The following is an 18,029-nucleotide window of genomic DNA, read 5'->3' on the forward strand; positions in this document are numbered from 1 at the left end:
GAGGAATGCCCACTTATCCAGACCGTTATCATATTATCGAAGAAATGAAAGATCGGTATCCGATTACATGGCTCACTGAAATGGCGAAAGTTGAACGTTCAGGTTATTATAGATGGCTTAAAAATGGCAAGGTATCGTTACGTAAACGTGATGATATCCTTTTAAAGGAGCATATTTTAGCGATTCATCAAACGCATAAAATGTATGGTTATCCTCGTATGAAAATCGCTTTACGAGACAAAGGATTTCATGTGAATCATAAGAAGGTCTATCGATTAATGAGTGAGTTGGGTATTCAATCGATTATCCGTAAAAAGCATCGTATATGGGGAAATCGACTATCACGTGTATTTGATAATGTGCTGGCGCGTAATTTTAAGGAGCGTGTAGAAAATGAGGTGCTCGTGACAGATATTACATATTTACCGACGAAAAATGGTTTTCTCTACCTATCAGCTGTACAAGATTTATATAACAACGAAATTGTCGCCTGGAAAATTAGTGAGCGTAACGATTTAGAATTAGTCATGGACACACTACAGGAATTGACGGCAAAAAGAAAGGTGTACCGAAGCATCATCCATTCGGATCAGGGCTTCCAATACACATCGATTAAGTATCATCAGACCGTAAGTCAACTTGGCATGATTGGCAGTCATTCTCGCAAAGGAAACTGCCATGATAACGCTTGTATCGAGTCGTTCTTCTCGCACTTTAAAAGCGAGTGTTTGTATCTTTTACACGATAATACGGAAGAAGCAGTGAGGCAAGCCGTTGAGCAATACATCTACTTTTATAACTTCCAACGCTTCCAAAAACGACTCAACCACCTGGCACCGATAGAATATCGACACCAGATGGCTGCTTAGTCTTTTTTAAAGCTGTCTACTTGACAGGGGTAAGTCCAAGCCTTGATCTTTTTTATATTATCTATTTATTGTCATAAAAATCAAAGACAAATTGTTTAAACTGACGTGCAGATGGCGGTAAATAACGATTTTCGATCCAGGCCATGCCGATAATTCGTTCACATACCATATCCTCAACATGGATTTTAACGATTTTTTTCGGGTTTAAATCCTCATCATCAGGTAGTAAGGAAACGCCAAGTCCCGCACCAACAAATCCAGCGATTGTTGACACTTCGTCGCCTTCATAAGAAATTTTTGGCTTTATGCCCGCAGCATTTAATAAGCGATCAGCAGAGCGGCGTAGTGCATAGCCCTTTTTCATTAAGACAAAACTTTCATGCTCCAATTCTTTCATTTTGATGCTTTTACGATGGGCTAAAGGATGGTCAATGGGGACCATTATAAAGAGCTCATCCCGCCATAATTCCTTCCAACATACTGGCGGCTCTGTATCAATCGCAGCTAGTAGGCACAGGTCTAACTCACCCGCCAGCAATTGCTTTAACTGAGAATGGGAGTAGTTTTGTGTGAAATGAAAACGGATATGGGGATGTTTCTGACGAAAGGCACGAATCAAGTCAGGTACAATACTCGTTCCAAGTGTATGTAAAAAACCGAGTGATACGTCTCCAAGCTCTGGATTATTAAGCTCCTGTAATTCTAAAACAGCCTTTTCATATTCTTTCCGCATGCGCTGAACACGATATAAAAATAGCTCTCCATATCGGTTTAGCATAATTGAGCGCCCTTGTCTGTCGAAAAGCGGTACACCTAATTCTTCCTCCAGCTTTGAAATTGAACGACTAAGTGCTGGCTGTGAAATCGCTAATGCTTCGGCAGCCCGTGTCATATGCTCTAACTTTGCAACCGTTACAAAATATTCTAATTGTTGCCACTCCATTTTTTCACCTCTTTTCTTGTTATTTTTAAGTTATCTGCATTATAACGGGAAACAGACGGGAAGTATAGGGAACAAAAAATTTTTAAAAGCAGATTGCAATTATTTAGCAGAATGGAAAAGTTAAGTAGCAGAAAGTGTGATAGTACAGCCGTTAAGTTGACATCATTCATGCACGATACACATTGATTTGATAAAAACTATAAATTGTACATTATGAATAAAGGGTGATAAGATAGACACATAAAATACACAATTATTAATTTCCGTGAAGGGGATATCATAAAATGAAGTTAACAAAGCCACAACCTCTAACAATTGAGGGAGGCAAAAAAGCCGTACTATTACTGCATGGTTTCACAGGTAGCACAAAAGATGTGAAAAAGCTAGGAGAATTTTTATCTCAACGAGGTTATACTGTGCATGCACCAATTTATAGTGGGCATGGCGTTGAACCAGAAGCATTATTAGAAACAAAACCAGAAGATTGGTGGAATGATGTAGTAGAAGGTTATAACTTCCTACAAAAGAAAGGCTATGAAGAAATCGCTGTTGTTGGGATTTCACTTGGAGGTGTCTTTTCATTAAAGGTGGCAGAGACATTCCCAGTGAAAGCATGTGTAGCGATGTGTGCACCGATTACACGTGATAATTCAAAAGGCTTATTTACACGTTTGTACCATTATGCTCGTTTATATAAACACTTTGAAAATAAATCAAAAGATCAAATTATTTCAGAATTACATGAATTACGTATTTCACCGAAGGATTCATTGGACGGCGTAACACGTTTAACAGCAGAAACGCGTGAAGAATTATCAACGATCAAAGCACCAACACTTGTGTTACAAGGCTCACTAGATGATGACCTATATCAAGAAAGCGCACCTTTTATTTTAAATACTGTGGAAACAGACGACAAAGAAATCATTTGGTATGAAAACTCTGGCCACATTATTACATTGGATAAAGAACGCGATAAAGTGTATGAAGATGTTTATAAATTTTTAGATCATATTGAATGGTCAGTTGCAAACTAAGAAGGGGCTGTCAGCAGACAGCTCTTTTTTTGTTGAATCTCACTGGATAAACGAAAAAACTATTGTAATTATAATAAATGCTTGATAACATGATGAAATTGTAGTGAAAAATCATTCGATTAAAATAATTTGCTATAGTTTAAAACTTCTAAGGAGCACATCAATTATGCAACAAAAAATACCTTTTTCAACTTACGCAGTCATTGGAACCATGTTATTTGGACTGTATTTTGGAGCAGGGAACCTAATTTTTCCTATTCAAATGGGTCAATTTGCTGGGACAAATTTTTGGTTTGGATTAATCGGTTTTTTAGTGACTGCTATCGGCTTACCATTCCTCGGAATTTTGGCAATTGGCTTATCAGGTAGTAATGGTTTACGTGATCTAGCCAATCGTGTTCATCCTATATTTGGCATTATTTTTTCATTGGCACTGTACTTAACAATCGGACCATTCTTTGCCATCCCACGTACAGCAACTGTACCTTTTGTAGTAGGGTTTGAGCCATATATTCAAGCACAACATGCAACACTGCTACTAGCTGTATTTAGCTTTGTATTTTTCGCTATTGTCTATTATTTTTCTTTAAATCCAGCGAAAATAATGGATTATATCGGTAAATATTTAACGCCCGCATTTTTAGTTGTTTTATTTATTTTAATTATTACAAGCATTACGAAGCCAATGGGCCATTTCCAGCAGCCAATCGGTGCATATATGGATGCTGCCTTTATGACAGGCTTTAAAGAAGGCTATAATACGATGGACGCCCTTGCCTCACTAGCCTTCGGGATTGTTGTCATTAATGCAATTAAAAGTGCAGGGATTACAGATCGTAAGGAAATTGCCAAGGCTACATGGACATCAGGTATTTTTGCGATGGCTTTAATGACGCTTATTTATGGTCTCATTACGTATATGGGCGCTTCCAGTATGAATGCTGTCGGGACTTTTGATAATGGTGGTTTAATCTTTGCGGCAGTGGCCGATCATTACTTCGGCTCATTTGGAGCTATTTTATTGGCCGTCATCATCGTGCTCGCTTGCTTAAAAACAAGTATCGGCTTAATTACATCTTGTAGCGAGTTTTTCCATGAGGTATTTCCAAAAATCAGTTACAAATGGTTTGTGTTCCTGTTGTGTACTGTATCCTTTACGATTGCAAATTTTGGTTTAAACAATATTATCAAATATGCTATTCCAGTTTTAATGTTCTTATATCCATTAGCAATCGTCCTAATCTTGCTTGCTCTAAGCTCATCCTTCTTTAAGAATAAGCAAACAGTGTATGCCATAGCGATGATTTTTACATTTTTCATTAGCCTGATTGATGGCTATAAAGCCCTGGTAGAAAGTGTGCCAGATGCGAAGTTAGGTGTGTTGGACGCAGTAGAGAAATACTATTCTGCGATGCTACCTTTTTATGATATTGGCTTAGGATGGATACTGCCAGCGTTAATAGGGGTAGTAATTGGAAGCATGATTCCGTCTCGAAAAGTTATATAATGAAAGAAACACGCACAGAAAATGTCTCTGTGCGTGTTTCTTTCTGGATTAGTAAGCTGTCCAGCCACCATCAACTGCAATAACTTGTCCATTCACAAAGCTAGCCTCATCTGAGCCTAGGAAGATCGCTAATTGAGCGATTTCTTCTGGCTGACCAGCCCGCGGATTGATGGATAGTCCTAGTGCTTGTCGTGCAGCACCTGTTTGGCTCATATTTGTCATAGAAGAGGCGACATTGGTTTGAATGGCAAATGCTGTTCCTCCAGCCGCTTGAATACCCTCCACAACCGCTTGGGCACCCTCTAAATTTAAGTCTGAAACGACAACTTTAGCGCCTTCTTTTGCATATCCTTCTGCAATAGCTTTCCCCATACCTGAAGCTGCACCTGTCACAATGGCTACTTTACCTGCTAATCTCATCTCAAAGACCTCCTCCTAGTAATTTAGTTAGTTATTGAACATCTGTTCATTAAAATCATATAATAAAGATGAAAGCGATTTCAATATGCAAAAAAACGGGATGTGTTGAGTAATCAACACATTTGGACAAACTGTTTATTAAGGAGCTGAAAAAATTGCGTACAACGGATTTACGGATTATTAAAACGAAGCAAGCCTTGCATGGAGCCTTATTAACATTGCTCAGTCAAAAACCGTTGGAACAAATTTCTATCGCTGAAATATGTAGAGAGGCTAAGGTGAATAGAGGAACGTTCTATTTACATTACGAGCAAAAAGAGGGGCTCTTTGAGGAATACTTTCAGGAGATAATGGAGGATTTATATCAATCCTATGAAGAACCCTATCGAGCCGTCACGACATTGGACACAAATCAATTAGATCCCAATACTATCCGTATTTTTCATCATATTGAACGCTTTAAAATGTTTTACCGTATCGTCTTTTCTAAAAATGTCCCGTTGACCTACTACTACATGCTTTTTGATGGTATTTATTCCCTACTAAAACGAGATATTACCTCACATCACGTGCATCAAATGGAGGATCATATCTCGATCGACTATTATAGTGCCTATCAAGCAAACGCCATCATCGGACTCATCATCCAATGGTATCGCGGCGATTTCAGCGATAGCGTGACCATGTTAAATCAGCAGCTAGCAGCTATTTTAAAGAATGTGAGGAGTGGCGGATAGAACGCTTGAATTGAAGGATAGAGAGAGAAGTGGCGGATAGAACGCCCGATTTGAAGGATAGAAGAGAAAAAGTGGCGGATAGAACGCCCGATTTGAAGGATAGAGTAAGAAGCAGTGGATAGGACGCCAGAATAGAAGGATAGTATAGAAAAAGTAGCGGATAGAACGTTCAATTTGAAGGATAGAGAGAGAAGCAGCGGATAGGACGCCCGATTTGAAGGATAGAAGAGAAAAAGTGGCGTATAGAACGCTCGATTTGAAGGATAGAGAGAAGTGGCGTATAGAACGCCCAATTTGAAGGATAGAAGAGAAAAAGTGGCGGATAGAACGCTCGATTTGAAGGATAGAGAGAGAAGTGGCGGATAGGACGCCCGAATTGAAGGATAGAAGAGAAAAAGTGGTGGATAGAACGCCCGAATTGAAGGATAGACTAAGAAGCAGTGAATAGAACGCTCAATTTGAAGGATAGAAGAGAAAAAGTAGCGGATAGCCAGCTCAAAGTGAAGGATAGAAGAGAAAAAGTAGCGGATAACCACGCAAAGAGAAGGTCTACATCAGCATGTAGACCTTCTCTTTTCTATTAAATCATCGGACTGGAGCTGGCTTAAATGTGACGATCAGCGTAGCAATGGCTAGTGTTACGAAGATAATGATGCCTAAGGAGCTACTGTTTTGCAGGAGATTGTCGGTACTACCACCAAAGATGATCGTGTAGTAGCCATCTGCTCCATAAGTGGCAGGTAGCATAGCAGCGACCTGCTTGTATCCTTCAGATAGCATGGTTTTTGGAACAAGTACGCCAGATGTTACTAATTGGAGTGAGAGAGCACAAATATTAAATACCATCCCCATATTCCCAAAGGCAATCACAAATACTTGGGCCAAGCTAAGGAAAGCAAGATACATTACAGATTGAAAGAAATAAATCGATAGCAGGCTTTCCTGACTAGCGATATTAAAAAGGCGCATCAAACCAATTGTTATGAATGGTAATGTAAAGGCTACGCCCACATTGAGTAGTTGTCGGGCGAGGAACAATTGCCATTTTGATAGGCTTTCTTGAACGAGCTGTGCTGCTTGCTGGTGTTGCATAATCATGACCATCGCTCCTACGAAGGAAGAGATGATGACCATAAGTGGGACAAAGTTTGCGGCAAATCCCTTTACATCATTTGTTTTTACAATCGTACCATCGACGGGATGGTCTTTGACATTCATTACAGTTGTTTTGACAGAAGTGGTAATTTGTTGGGCAGTTTGTTGCTCAAAGGGAAGCTGAGCAAATTGTTGAGCGAAGACCTCAACTGCTTGATTTTGTTGCATTGGATAAAGGGCTTGATTGATCTCTTCTGTTAATTGCTTTGCTACCCCCTCCATTATATTTTTCGCTACACTTGCATTGGCTTGATTAATCGCATAAATAATTTCAGCCTCTTTCCCAGCTTGTATTTGATTTGTAAAATCGGCGGGAATTTGCATAATCATATTAATTTGTCGTTCGTTTAATGCGCTCTCAGCTTTCTTCATTGATGGATAGTCCTCCATTGAAAAGGGGATGGAACCTTTGATGTTCTGTGCTACCTGCTGACCCATTGCAGAATCTTCCACAACAAGACCAATGCTTAACTGTTCAGCTCTTTCATTGACGCCATCATAGGCAGTCATCCAGATCGTAAAAAAGATTAATTGAAAGGCAATGGTTGCAACAATGCCGATATAGGTTTCACGAACTCGCAATAGTGCTTGTAAACCTGTCATTTTTTATTCCCCCTAATATTAAGTAAGTACTTACTTGCATTGATTAGAAAAATTTTTTCTAGGAAACAAGTCCCCTAGAAAAAATAGCAACACTAGTTTGTAAAAGTTCTTCAGTTGGTAAGTCAGACACGATAGTTCCAAGTCGAGCACGTGACATAAAATGACCAAAATTCAAAGCAATAAGCGATAACGCTGCTGCTTCAAAATCAACTTCTCTTATTTTCCCTTGCTGATGCATCTCTTGAAAATAGTGAATGAGCTCCTTTTTGATGAGGAGAGGGATATTGGCGATTTCCTCACTAATTTCAGGAAATTGAATGGATTCCTTAAAGCCGATCATGACAAAATCTTTAATCGACATTAAAAAATGAAAATGCTTCAATGAGAAATTTAATAAATCCTTTTCTAATTCCCACGTTACATTTTGATTGATCTCCTGCTGTAGAAGAGGATAATAAGAAAATTGCTCTATGATGGCCTTTAATAAACCACGTTTGTTGCCAAAATGACGGAAAAGAGTGACCTCATTGACACCTGCTAATTCTGCAATGGTTTTGGTAGTTGCAGCTGTATAGCCTTTTTCACTGATCAATTGTAGAGCAGCTTCGATAATTCGTTGTGCAGTTCCTTTCGTTGTCAAAAACATACTTCCTTCCATGCAAGTAATTACTTACATCCTAGCATAATGTACGGTGAACTGCAACACCATGAATGAACGTTGACAATTATATCGACTGCTGATATATTTTAAATATATCGACTGGCGATATATTGATAGGCGATATAAAGGAGGATTTGTATGACGCAGGAACATCCGCCATTAACAGAGGGCGTTTATTATATTTTGTTAGCATTATATGAGGCGAGGCATGGCTATGGCATTATGCAATTGGTGGAAGAAATGAGCAATGGACGCGTGCGCTTAGGGGCAGGAACCATATATGGTGCGATTAAAACGTTGCTGGAACGAGACTGGATAGAGGCACTTGATGGGGATGGTAGAAAGAAAGAATATATTATTACTAAAACTGGAAAAACAGTGGTAGAATATGAAATTTTGAGATTAAGGGAACTTTTTGACAATGGTATCCGTATAACGAGAGGAGTTGAATAATATGCATAAATATCGATTGATGATTAATCCCTATGCAATAGAGAAGTGGGTCAATGACATGGCTAGTCTGGGCTGGCATTTGAAAAAATTCACATGGATTCGCTTTACATTTGAACGGGGAGCGCCAAATAGTAATATTTATCGCCATGATGAATTTTGGCGATTTGGTTCGCCCTATGAAGAGGACTATGAGCAAGTAGATCGCTCTGGCAATTTTGTATTTTTTAGAAAAGCAGCACAGGAAGGCCCATTTGATAAAAAAACGAAAATTGGTAACCTGTCAAAAAAGATGATGCCCTTACTTTCTCTTATTCTACTTAATTTGTTCATTGGTCTCATCGGTTTAATTGGTGATTTTTCGGAGAAAACAACAGACTGGGTTGGTTTCATGTTAAATACGCTGAATCTTGTGGTTGTTGTATTATTCACCCTCCCATTCTATAAGCTTATGCGTATACGTAATCGATTAAAGAGAGAATTAAATGTATTTTCGGATTAACGAAGCGTCTATTATTTTCCGGGAAATCAGAAAATAATGAAAAAGGAAGCATGATTTTATAGTAGGGGTGATGCAAAATGAAAAAAAGAATGTATCGTTTTTTTATTGATTACGAAAAGGAAGAACGATGGGTCAATGACATGGCAGATCGGGGGTGGAATCTTAAAAAGACAGTGGTAGGCTACTTTGTTTTTGAAAAAGGGACACCAGGTCAATATATTTATCGAAATGAATTTGTTAATAGAAAGTCGAAGGATTATTTTGAATTTTTAGATGAAATGAATATCGAGTGTGTGTCTAAGTTTGGTGGGTGGGCCTATTATCGAAAACCAAAATCGGAGGGGCCTTTTGAGATATTTTCAGATGCTTCCTCGAAAATAAACTATATTAAATCCATGAATCGCATATTTATATTTGTGTTACTGTTAAATTTAATCATTGGTATTTACAATCTATCGCTAGGTTTACAGGAATTCGCTGCAGGACCTATGAACACAAGCGTGGGGTGCATAAATTTGATTGTAGCCTTACTGCTATTCATTCCTATAGTGAAAAATGGAAATCGTAAAAAGGGCTTGAAACAAGACTTACATATATTTGAAGGATAAGGAGGATGACAACATGACGTTACAGTTACAGCATGTTACAAAGAAGTATAAGGATTTTACAGCTGTGGATGATTTGAATTTTACCATTGAAAAGGGTGAAATTTTCGGTCTAATTGGTCAAAATGGTGCAGGGAAAACGACGACATTCCGAATGATTTTAGATTTACAGGAGACGACGGCGGGGACAATTACTTGGGATGGTAAGCCAGTTAATGCCATTAACCGAGATGTCCTTGGTTATTTACCAGAGGAGCGTGGTATCTTCCCAACAATGAAGGTAGAGGAGCAGCTTTACTTTTTTGGTGAGCTACGAGGTATGAAGCGAGCAGAGCTGAAAAAGGAAATAGATTTTTGGATTCAACGTTTTGAATTGGGAGAAAAACGTAAAGATAAGGCAGAAACATTGTCAAAAGGGAATCAGCAAAAGGTACAGCTAATTGCAAGTTTTATCCATAAACCTGCGTTTTTAATTTTAGATGAGCCGTTCAGTGGGCTAGATCCCGTCAACAAAGATTTACTAAAGGATGCTATTTTACTATTGAAAGAGCAGGGTACGACGATTTTGTTCTCCAGTCACCAAATGGACAATGTCGAGGAGCTTTGTGATCATTTATGCTTATTAAAACGAGGTGTTTCTTTATTTTCTGGAAGCTTACTAGATTTAAAGAAACAATATGGTAAAACAAAGCTTGCTGTTCGTACGGATTGGTCAACGACACAGTTATTGGCACTAGAGGGTGTCAAGGATGTGCGCGTAGAGAAGGAACAAACAGTGCTTACATTAGCAGACGAAAGCTTTGCTCAAAGTATCTTTGAGCAGCTATCCAACGGGAAGTATATTGAAAAATTCAGCTTAGATTATTTATCCTTAGATGAAATCTTTAAAGATAAGGTAGGTGGCCATGTTGTCGAAGTTTAATTTATTAATGAAGCAATTATATAAAGCTAAAATTAAATCAAAATCCTTTATCTTAATGACTTGTTTATATGTCTTTGTCATGTCTGTGGCTGTCTTCTGGTCAGAAATTAAGGAACTATTCACAGGTGATGATGAAGCACAGCAAATCGCGATTATCAATGAAACCTCTGCCGATTTAAGTGGTATTTTTGTCTCGAATGGAGATATGGCCTTTATTCAGGATGAACAAGATGTTTCAGCCCTTGAAAAAAGGGTAAAGGACGGCAAGCTTGATGCTATTGTAACGATTAACGATCAAAATGGTCAGCTACATGCGGAAATTGCTACGTTCACACCACTGAAATTGAACGATCAATCTACATTATCATCCTTATTACAGTATGCTGGTCAGCATTATGCTGTTCAGCAATTATCGCTTTCGCCAGAGCAAGCAGCACAAATTATGGCGGCTCAAACAACGATTTCAACGAAAAACTTAAATGAGGAATCAGCAGGAGGAAAAAGTGAGGAAGAAAAGCAATCTGGTTTAGTGGTTTCCTATGCGGTTGGGATTTTAATCTATTTCTTTATCTCTACATTCCTATCGATGATTACGACTGAAATAGCCTCTGAAAAGGGCTCACGCGCAATGGAAATGCTCTTAGTAAGTGTCAAACCTGGGACACATTTTAAAGCAAAAATTGCTGGCGTTTTATTGCTTGCTTTAACACAGATGGGCATTATTGCGGCCGTGTTCCTTATCTATGCGAAGTTTATCAAAGGTGGGATGGTTTGGGATGCAGCTGCTAGCATTGTCAAGGAATTGTCCGTTGGCTATGTCATCTATGCTATCGTATTCCTACTGTTAACAGTTATTCTTTATCTTATCATCGGTGCATTATTCGGCTCTTTAGTATCGAAAGTAGAAGAGGCGGGTCAAGTATTAATGCCTGCGATGATTATTACGATCATCGGCTTCTATGTTATGCTGACAGGCATGGGTAATCCAGATACAATTATTATCAAAATATTCTCTTATATCCCACTAACTTCTGGCATGATCATGCCAATGCGTATTGGCGCTACAGATATCGGTGGCATTGTACCATTACTTTCATTAGGAATTTTAATCGTAACGATTGTTGTTGTGTACCTATTTAGTTTATCGTTCTATAAACGTAGTGTATTGACATATAGCTCTGGCGGTGTCATTCAAAAAATTAAAACGGTATTAAAAGTAACAACATAACATAATGGCAGCTACATGGATAATGTAGCTGCTTTTTTAGTGAGATGATGCCATTGTTAGCAAACAATGTAAAGGAATTTACGGAATGAGTCGAATTTTGGATAGAAAGAGGCTATAATTTATAAAAGGGGATGAGACGATGTTAGCTAAATCAGAGGTGGAGGCAATTCTTGACCGATCATCAAATCAGCGTTTAGCAACAATCGAAGAAAAAGCGCAGCTCTTTCAAAAGCTTCAACAGCTATGCCCTACTAGTAAAGAAATAGAAGCAATTCTTCACTATTGGACAGATATGGAAATTTTTGTTAATGATGCTCACCCTAACCAATATAGTTTGCAATATAAGTTCAATCAAAATGGCTATTGTATAGCAGATTCGTATTTTTTCATCCTATAGAAAATGAAACTTTTTTACATGGTAATCGTAAGTAATTAGTAGAGATAAATTGCAGGGGGTAAAACGTATGTCTGAATTCAACAATGATCTTTTAAAATCCAAGGACCCATTCGCTTCAGAAAATCCTTTATTACAGCCAAATCCACTTTTACAGCAGGCAACTGAGCAAAAGCCGGTGCTTGTATCTGAGCAGGAGCTATCACAAATCGCACAAAATCAGCTAATGTTAAAGCAAGATCCAGAGGTTCATACACTTGCACAAAAAATTGATGTCAAAGATCAAATTGCCATGCTAGAGCTCGGTAAAGAAACAGCAAGTGGCATTTCGACCTTTTCAGATAAAATGCTCGCAACGATGAAAGCTAGTAAGCTGGAAGAATCGAGTGTGCTATTAAATAACCTGAATAAAATTATGGATAAATTCGATCCACAGGATTTTGCGGAAGAGAAAAAGGGCGGTTTCATCTCCAAGCTCTTTAACAAAGGAAAAGAGCAATTGGAAAGGTTCTTATCTAAGTATGACAGCATGAATAAAGAAGTGGATGTCATTTACCGTGAAATTCAAAAATATGAAGGGGAAATGAAGCGTAATACCATTGACCTTGAAAATCTGTATGAACAAAATTTAAACTACTTCCAATCATTAAGTAAATTTGTTGCAGCTATTGAAGTGAAAACAGAAGAGGTCCGTGCCTCTTTACCAGCACTTGAACAAAAGGCTCAAAGTGGTGACCAATTGGCAGCTATGGAATATGAAACAATGCTTCGCGCTGTGGAATTATTAGAGCAACGTCGCTATGATTTAGAAATGGCACAACAAGTATCATTCCAATCAGCACCTCAAATTCGCTTAATGCAGCAAGGGAACAATCATCTGATTGCCAAGATTAATTCTGCCTTTGTCACAACGATTCCGATCTTTAAGCAGGGGCTAATTCACGCAGTGACATTAAAGCGTCAAAAGCTGATTTCTGATTCTATGGTGGAGCTAGATCGTCGTACGAATGAAATGCTTGTCCGAAATGCTGAAAATATTAGTAAGAACAGTGTGAATATTGCTCGTCAAGCTGGCAGCCCAAGCATTAAAATCGAAACCATTGAAACAACATGGCAAACAATTATGGCTGGTATTCAAGAAACGAAGCAAATTCAAGCAGAAACAGCAAGAAACCGTGAAGAAGGTCGTAAACGTATTGAGCGTTTGCAATTGGAGTATGAGAAACTGAAAAAAATGTAAGGCTAAAGCTTCTTGCAGCTATTGTTGCAAGAGGCTTTTTTTATGGAAAGTGTAGGTGAGCAAGGACTCCTTCCGCGTGTGAGAAATGATCTTTGACAAAAAGCAAAATAGTGATTATGATAAAATCAAATGAGAATGATTATCAAATGAAGAGGAAGCGGAAAGATGCTGCACAAGGGTATTCGATTACATGTATTTATTCGTGGAGGAGTGAAAATAAATGGCAAATAAGATAAATGCCTCTACATTGTCGTATGAGCCTTTTAAAGATGGAACGCTTGCTCTATACACGACAGATAGCTTAATGATTGTACCGCAAAGTCGCTATCAAGAGCTTTTGCATATGGAAGAGTTACATAATGCTATGCATAAAGATTTAGATAACAAGCAAAATGGTTTAGAACGAGAACGAAAAATGCTAAAAAAACAAAATACACAGCTAACAGAAGATCTACAAAAGTTAAAGCAGCAAAACACAGTCTTGCAGAAAAAGGTAACTGAATACAATTGTGTAGTGGAGGAGATGAAGGTGCTCCGCCAAGAAAATACAGATCTTCTTATGGAGCTTAGTAAATATACAGCGATGTCAAGAGAGACATTGACGGGGCCTGTGAAGTCGATGATTCGGGCTATGCGTGAGCAAGGGGTTGGAATTAAAGAAATCCATATTCGCATCAAGCGCCAAATCAATCCAGAGATTAGCTATAGTACCGTACGCAAGTATATTTCTGAGCTAGAATCGGAACAGAAAGGTTAACAGCTTTTAAAAGGAACTAGAAATTTGGCATTTACAGCAGCTACTCAAAGTCCTATAATGAGTCTATTCTTTAACTAGTTTAAGATTATAGGAAATCGTTGACCGATTTCAATAAGAGTAGGAGCGTTAGTATCATGTCAAATGAGAAAAAAGGAGTTTTGGCTGCCTTTTTTGCCTATGCCTTTTGGGGAGCATTCCCTCTATATTGGAAATTACTTGAGCATGTACCAAGTATGGAGATTTTATTATCCCGTGTCATTTGGTCCTTTGTCTTTACGGTGCTGGCAGTGATCGTATTTCGCATGCGTCATGACCTCGTAGCAGATTTAAAATATTTATGGTCACATCAAAAGCATTTCTGGCAGCTTGCGGGTGCGTCCTTTGTCATTTCAATGAACTGGTATTTATATATTTGGGCAGTGACGCATAATCATCTCATTGAAACGAGCTTAGGTTATTATATTAATCCGCTCTTGTCTGTAATCTTTGGGGTGATTTTCTTTAAAGAATCGCTCAGTCGTGCACAATGGGTAGCGACAGGAATTGCTTTTATTGCGGTGATTATTTTAACAATGAATTATGGCTCTGTCCCGTGGGTAGCTTTATTGATTGCGCTATCCTTCGCAATTTATGGTGTGCTGAAAAAGAAAATTACATTGGATGCAACAAGAGGGCTAGCCATTGAAACGTTATTGATTTTACCCTTTGCATTAGGCTATTATGTTTATCTTTTTGCTACACATCAAGCTTCGTTTTTACATGTCGATGTTAAAACAGATATTTTGATGATCTTCAGTGGCTTAGTAACAGCCGTCCCGCTTATTTTATTTGCGAAGGGGGCACAAAATATACCTTTATACTTACTAGGGTTTATCCAATATGTATCGCCAACCATTGTCCTGATTTTAGGCATCGTGCTATACAAAGAGCCATTTAGTCAGGTTGAGCTCCTTGCATTCAGCATTATTTGGGCAGCATTACTCTTATTTTCTGGTTCTAAAATTATCGAAACAAGAAAAGCCCATCATAAATCAGTTTCGTAAAAGACTTGTAGATTTTTCTACAAGTCTTTTTTATGTAACTTTTACCACTTCGCTTTGTAATGCACAAAACTTTTTTATTTCCTTATCGGATTGCCCGCTATTTTGTTTAATCGTATTTTAAAGATCGATAAAATTCATCCACTAATATGGTAAAAAATAAAGGTAGCTTCTTGAATTGTCTGGTTGAGATGAAGTGCCTGTTTGAAAACTATTAAAATCGCTAGAACGAATGGTAAAACGATTACGATGGCTGCTGAATTTTTCAGCTCATGCTTTTGCTTTCTATAGAATAGCCAACAAATAATGGCAGCCATTAGGAGTGCACTGAGTAGGATGAGGCTAACAATGAATGTAGCGTGTAACTTATTCACGGCTTACTCTATATTGCATTGTCTTGACTCTCATTCCACTTAAAGTGGAAGACTGCATAATGAAAGCCCATTGCGTTTCTTTCATCAATCACAGTTGATGTGGCAGAGGCTGTAGGGATTATAAAAAATAATGGTAAACAGGCAAAGGGGAGTCTTTTGTTGCATTTAGGTACTCCCTCCAAATAGTGTCTTTTTGATAGATTCGACAAAATTAGGAGAAAACCTTTTGAAGCTTAGGCACCTTTACTTTCATGCCAGCATATAGTAAAATGTCAATAATTAGATAACAATGATCAATTAATGAGAGGTGCTTTTTGTGAGTGCGGTAGGTTCTAACTAGGTAAAAATTGAATGAAATAGTGGCGATGACGACAGCAGGGGATATATGTTATGAACACCCCTTATTTTGTCATGGACCTATTTCAACAACCTATGTAGATACCTACAATACTTTATTAAGCGTGGCATAAAGGATAGAAACTTCAATTAGATGAAGTTTTATTTGTGATGCCGAGAAAACGCGCCTTTTAAAGATAGAGCTGTGGGGATTCCTCACAGCTTTTTTATGTTGTTTAAACCATCATTGCTATCTAATATTGGGTAGGTATCTTCATGTATGATAAAACATGACAATGGGGAGCAAAAAGAAATGAATAATACTACACTTGAAAAATTACAATATCATGAATTAAAGGACATCGTTAAATCCTACTGTGTCAGCGGGTTAGGAAAACAGCTTTTAGATAAATTAATGCCAAGCTCAAGCTTAGCAGTGGTAAAAAATCGGTTGAATGAAACAACTGAAGCGCGTGCCATATTGGATGCAGAGGGGCATGTTCCGTTTTTAGGGGTATCAAATATTGAGCATATTATGACAAAGCTTGAAAAGGGGATGCTTCTTGAGCCCAGTGAGCTAGTAAGTATCTCCGATTTTTTACGAGGCTGCCGCAACATCAAAAAATTTATGTTAGATAAGGCATTTTTTGCGCCTGTTCTTTCCTCTTACGCTCATTCTATGGCTGAATTTAAAAGCGTGGAGGAGGAGATAAATTTTGCGATCAAAGCCAATCGTGTAGATTCGGCTGCTAGTCGTGAATTAAAACGCATCCGTCATCATATGGAAACGACAGAGGAAAAAATAAAAGAACGTTTAACGAAATTTTTAAATAACAGTGCCAATAAACCGTATATCCAGGAATTTTTTATTAGTCAAAAGGATGATCGCTATACGATTCCGATTAAGGCGACCTATAAAAATCATGTACAGGGAACAGTCGTTGAAATTTCCTCAAAAGGGGCAACCGTTTTTATGGAGCCAAGTGTTGTCGCTAAATTAAATGTAGAATTAGCTACCTTAAAGGCTGAGGAAGCGGTGGAGGAATATCAGATTTTAGCGTCTTTATCAGGGTTATTGATGGAACATCTTCATGCAATCACCATTAACATGGAGTTGATCAGTCAATACGATATGGTTTTTGCCAAAGCGAAGTTCAGTAGACAAATAGGTGGTAGGGAGCCGCTTATAAATGATTATGGTTATATTCAACTGATCAATGGTAAGCACCCATTACTACCAGGAAATGCGGTACCTCTTCAATTTTCCATCGCGAAAGACTACCGTAGCTTAATTATTACAGGGCCAAACGCTGGCGGGAAAACGGTTGTGTTGAAAACCATTGGCCTTTTAACATTAGCTACAATGTCAGGCTTCCATATTGTAGCGGACGAAGGAACGGAAATGGCTGTATTTGATCATATCTTTGTTGATATTGGCGATAATCAAAGTATAGAGAATGCACTTAGTACGTTTTCTTCTCATATGAAAAATCTTTCTGATATTATGAGAGCTGCTAATAATCATACACTCTTACTGTTTGATGAAATTGGCAGTGGAACAGAGCCAAATGAAGGAGCAGCACTAGCCATTGCGATATTAGAGGAATTTTATCAAATGGGCTGTATAACTGTGGCAACTACACATTATGGTGAAATTAAACGATTTTCTGAAATGCATCCTGATTTTATGAATGCAGCAATGCGCTTTCATGCTGAAACATTAGAGCCTTTGTATCAATTACTCATCGGCACGTCTGGAGAAAGCAATGCTTTATGGATTTCCAAAAAAATGAATGTCCGCGAAGCTGTTTTACAAAGAGCGAAGGATTATATAAATAATAAAGAATATCAGCTGACGCTCGTTCAGGACAGTAAAATTCGTAAGCCTAAAGAAGAGAAAAAAAGCTTGGCAGCAGTTTATACATTTGCCAAAGGGGATCGTGTGAAATTATTGGACTATGATGATGTGGGATTGGTATATGAAGAAATGAATCCGTACAATAATGTCAGCGTATTCTATCAGGGGCAAATACTAGAAGTGAACGTAAAGCGACTTGCTCTTGAATTACCTGCAACAGAGTTATACCCTGAGGGATATGATTTAGAGACATTATTTGTAGACTATCAGGATCGGAAGCTTCAGCACGATATCGAGCGTGGTTCGAAAAAAGCGTTACGCAAGATCCATAAACAAATTAAGAACGATCGTCAGCAATAAAAACAAGGGATTGCACAGCCTCGTGCAATCC

The 18,029-nt window shown here is 38.2% G+C and carries 19 protein-coding genes; 14 read left to right on the forward strand and 5 right to left on the reverse strand.

What is annotated here, in order from left to right; all coding sequences use genetic code 11:
- Positions 1-5: 5 nt before the first annotated feature.
- On the forward strand, positions 6-869 hold the full coding sequence (locus MHB39_RS08625; RefSeq protein WP_053996766.1) for an IS3 family transposase: 864 nt from the start codon (positions 6-8) through the stop codon (positions 867-869).
- Positions 870-930: 61 nt separating this feature from the next.
- On the opposite strand, the gene MHB39_RS08630 is transcribed toward MHB39_RS08625, so the two are convergent.
- Positions 931-1,812, reverse strand: a complete 882-nt coding sequence (locus MHB39_RS08630) for a LysR family transcriptional regulator (protein WP_016994379.1) — start codon at positions 1,810-1,812, stop codon at positions 931-933.
- A gap of 284 nt (positions 1,813-2,096) precedes the next feature.
- Between MHB39_RS08630 and MHB39_RS08635 the strand changes: the two genes are divergently transcribed.
- Positions 2,097-2,849 (forward strand): alpha/beta fold hydrolase, encoded by a 753-nt coding sequence (locus MHB39_RS08635; RefSeq protein ID WP_036076351.1) that lies wholly within the window; start codon positions 2,097-2,099, stop codon positions 2,847-2,849.
- Between the two features lie 166 nt (positions 2,850-3,015).
- A complete protein-coding gene (gene brnQ, locus MHB39_RS08640) occupies positions 3,016-4,356 on the forward strand; it encodes a branched-chain amino acid transport system II carrier protein (protein WP_342546301.1) in 1,341 nt (446 codons plus the stop codon).
- 48 nt (positions 4,357-4,404) lie between these two features.
- On the opposite strand, the gene MHB39_RS08645 is transcribed toward brnQ, so the two are convergent.
- Positions 4,405-4,776 (reverse strand): SDR family oxidoreductase, encoded by a 372-nt coding sequence (locus MHB39_RS08645; protein ID WP_342546302.1) that lies wholly within the window; start codon positions 4,774-4,776, stop codon positions 4,405-4,407.
- Positions 4,777-4,931: 155 nt separating this feature from the next.
- On the opposite strand from MHB39_RS08645, the gene MHB39_RS08650 reads away from it, so the two are divergent.
- Entirely contained in the window at positions 4,932-5,513 is a 582-nt protein-coding gene (locus MHB39_RS08650) for a TetR/AcrR family transcriptional regulator (RefSeq protein WP_258860073.1), read from the forward strand.
- 585 nt (positions 5,514-6,098) lie between these two features.
- On the opposite strand, the gene MHB39_RS08655 is transcribed toward MHB39_RS08650, so the two are convergent.
- On the reverse strand, positions 6,099-7,271 hold the full coding sequence (locus MHB39_RS08655; RefSeq protein WP_342546303.1) for an ABC transporter permease: 1,173 nt from the start codon (positions 7,269-7,271) through the stop codon (positions 6,099-6,101).
- 58 nt (positions 7,272-7,329) lie between these two features.
- Positions 7,330-7,917 carry a TetR/AcrR family transcriptional regulator gene (locus MHB39_RS08660; RefSeq protein WP_036076372.1) on the reverse strand — a complete coding sequence of 196 codons (588 nt, stop codon included), beginning with the start codon at positions 7,915-7,917 and terminating at the stop codon, positions 7,330-7,332.
- A gap of 153 nt (positions 7,918-8,070) precedes the next feature.
- On the opposite strand from MHB39_RS08660, the gene MHB39_RS08665 reads away from it, so the two are divergent.
- The 9 genes from MHB39_RS08665 (at position 8,071) to rarD (ending at position 15,073) form a co-directional block, all read left to right on the forward strand.
- Positions 8,071-8,385, forward strand: coding sequence for a helix-turn-helix transcriptional regulator (locus tag MHB39_RS08665; RefSeq protein WP_342546304.1), 315 nt, complete (start codon positions 8,071-8,073; stop codon positions 8,383-8,385).
- A gap of 1 nt (position 8,386) precedes the next feature.
- Positions 8,387-8,884, forward strand: a complete 498-nt coding sequence (locus MHB39_RS08670) for a DUF2812 domain-containing protein (RefSeq protein ID WP_342546305.1) — start codon at positions 8,387-8,389, stop codon at positions 8,882-8,884.
- Positions 8,885-8,961: 77 nt separating this feature from the next.
- Positions 8,962-9,492 (forward strand): DUF2812 domain-containing protein, encoded by a 531-nt coding sequence (locus MHB39_RS08675; RefSeq protein WP_257521824.1) that lies wholly within the window; start codon positions 8,962-8,964, stop codon positions 9,490-9,492.
- Between the two features lie 13 nt (positions 9,493-9,505).
- The gene (locus MHB39_RS08680; protein ID WP_342546306.1) at positions 9,506-10,411 is read left to right on the forward strand and encodes an ABC transporter ATP-binding protein; all 906 of its coding nucleotides are present in this window, start codon (positions 9,506-9,508) and stop codon (positions 10,409-10,411) included.
- Positions 10,395-11,639, forward strand: a complete 1,245-nt coding sequence (locus MHB39_RS08685; protein WP_342546307.1) for an ABC transporter permease — start codon at positions 10,395-10,397, stop codon at positions 11,637-11,639. The genes MHB39_RS08680 and MHB39_RS08685 overlap by 17 nt, the downstream gene beginning before the upstream one ends.
- A gap of 139 nt (positions 11,640-11,778) precedes the next feature.
- Positions 11,779-12,036 (forward strand): hypothetical protein, encoded by a 258-nt coding sequence (locus MHB39_RS08690; RefSeq protein WP_342546308.1) that lies wholly within the window; start codon positions 11,779-11,781, stop codon positions 12,034-12,036.
- 67 nt (positions 12,037-12,103) lie between these two features.
- Positions 12,104-13,273, forward strand: a complete 1,170-nt coding sequence (locus MHB39_RS08695; RefSeq protein ID WP_016995219.1) for a toxic anion resistance protein — start codon at positions 12,104-12,106, stop codon at positions 13,271-13,273.
- Between the two features lie 220 nt (positions 13,274-13,493).
- The gene (locus MHB39_RS08700; protein WP_312125973.1) at positions 13,494-14,030 is read left to right on the forward strand and encodes a hypothetical protein; all 537 of its coding nucleotides are present in this window, start codon (positions 13,494-13,496) and stop codon (positions 14,028-14,030) included.
- A gap of 134 nt (positions 14,031-14,164) precedes the next feature.
- Entirely contained in the window at positions 14,165-15,073 is a 909-nt protein-coding gene (rarD, locus tag MHB39_RS08705) for an EamA family transporter RarD (protein WP_036076361.1), read from the forward strand.
- A gap of 134 nt (positions 15,074-15,207) precedes the next feature.
- Here rarD and MHB39_RS08710 read toward each other — a convergent pair whose 3' ends face one another.
- The gene (locus tag MHB39_RS08710) at positions 15,208-15,444 is read right to left on the reverse strand and encodes a hypothetical protein (protein WP_342546309.1); all 237 of its coding nucleotides are present in this window, start codon (positions 15,442-15,444) and stop codon (positions 15,208-15,210) included.
- A 649-nt stretch (positions 15,445-16,093) separates the two neighbouring features.
- Here MHB39_RS08710 and MHB39_RS08715 point away from each other — a divergent pair.
- Entirely contained in the window at positions 16,094-17,998 is a 1,905-nt protein-coding gene (locus MHB39_RS08715) for an endonuclease MutS2 (protein WP_342546310.1), read from the forward strand.
- Positions 17,999-18,029: the final 31 nt, after the last annotated feature.

It is taken from the genome of Lysinibacillus sp. FSL K6-4013, from assembly GCF_038630435.1.
Classification (GTDB): domain Bacteria; phylum Bacillota; class Bacilli; order Bacillales_A; family Planococcaceae; genus Lysinibacillus; species Lysinibacillus boronitolerans.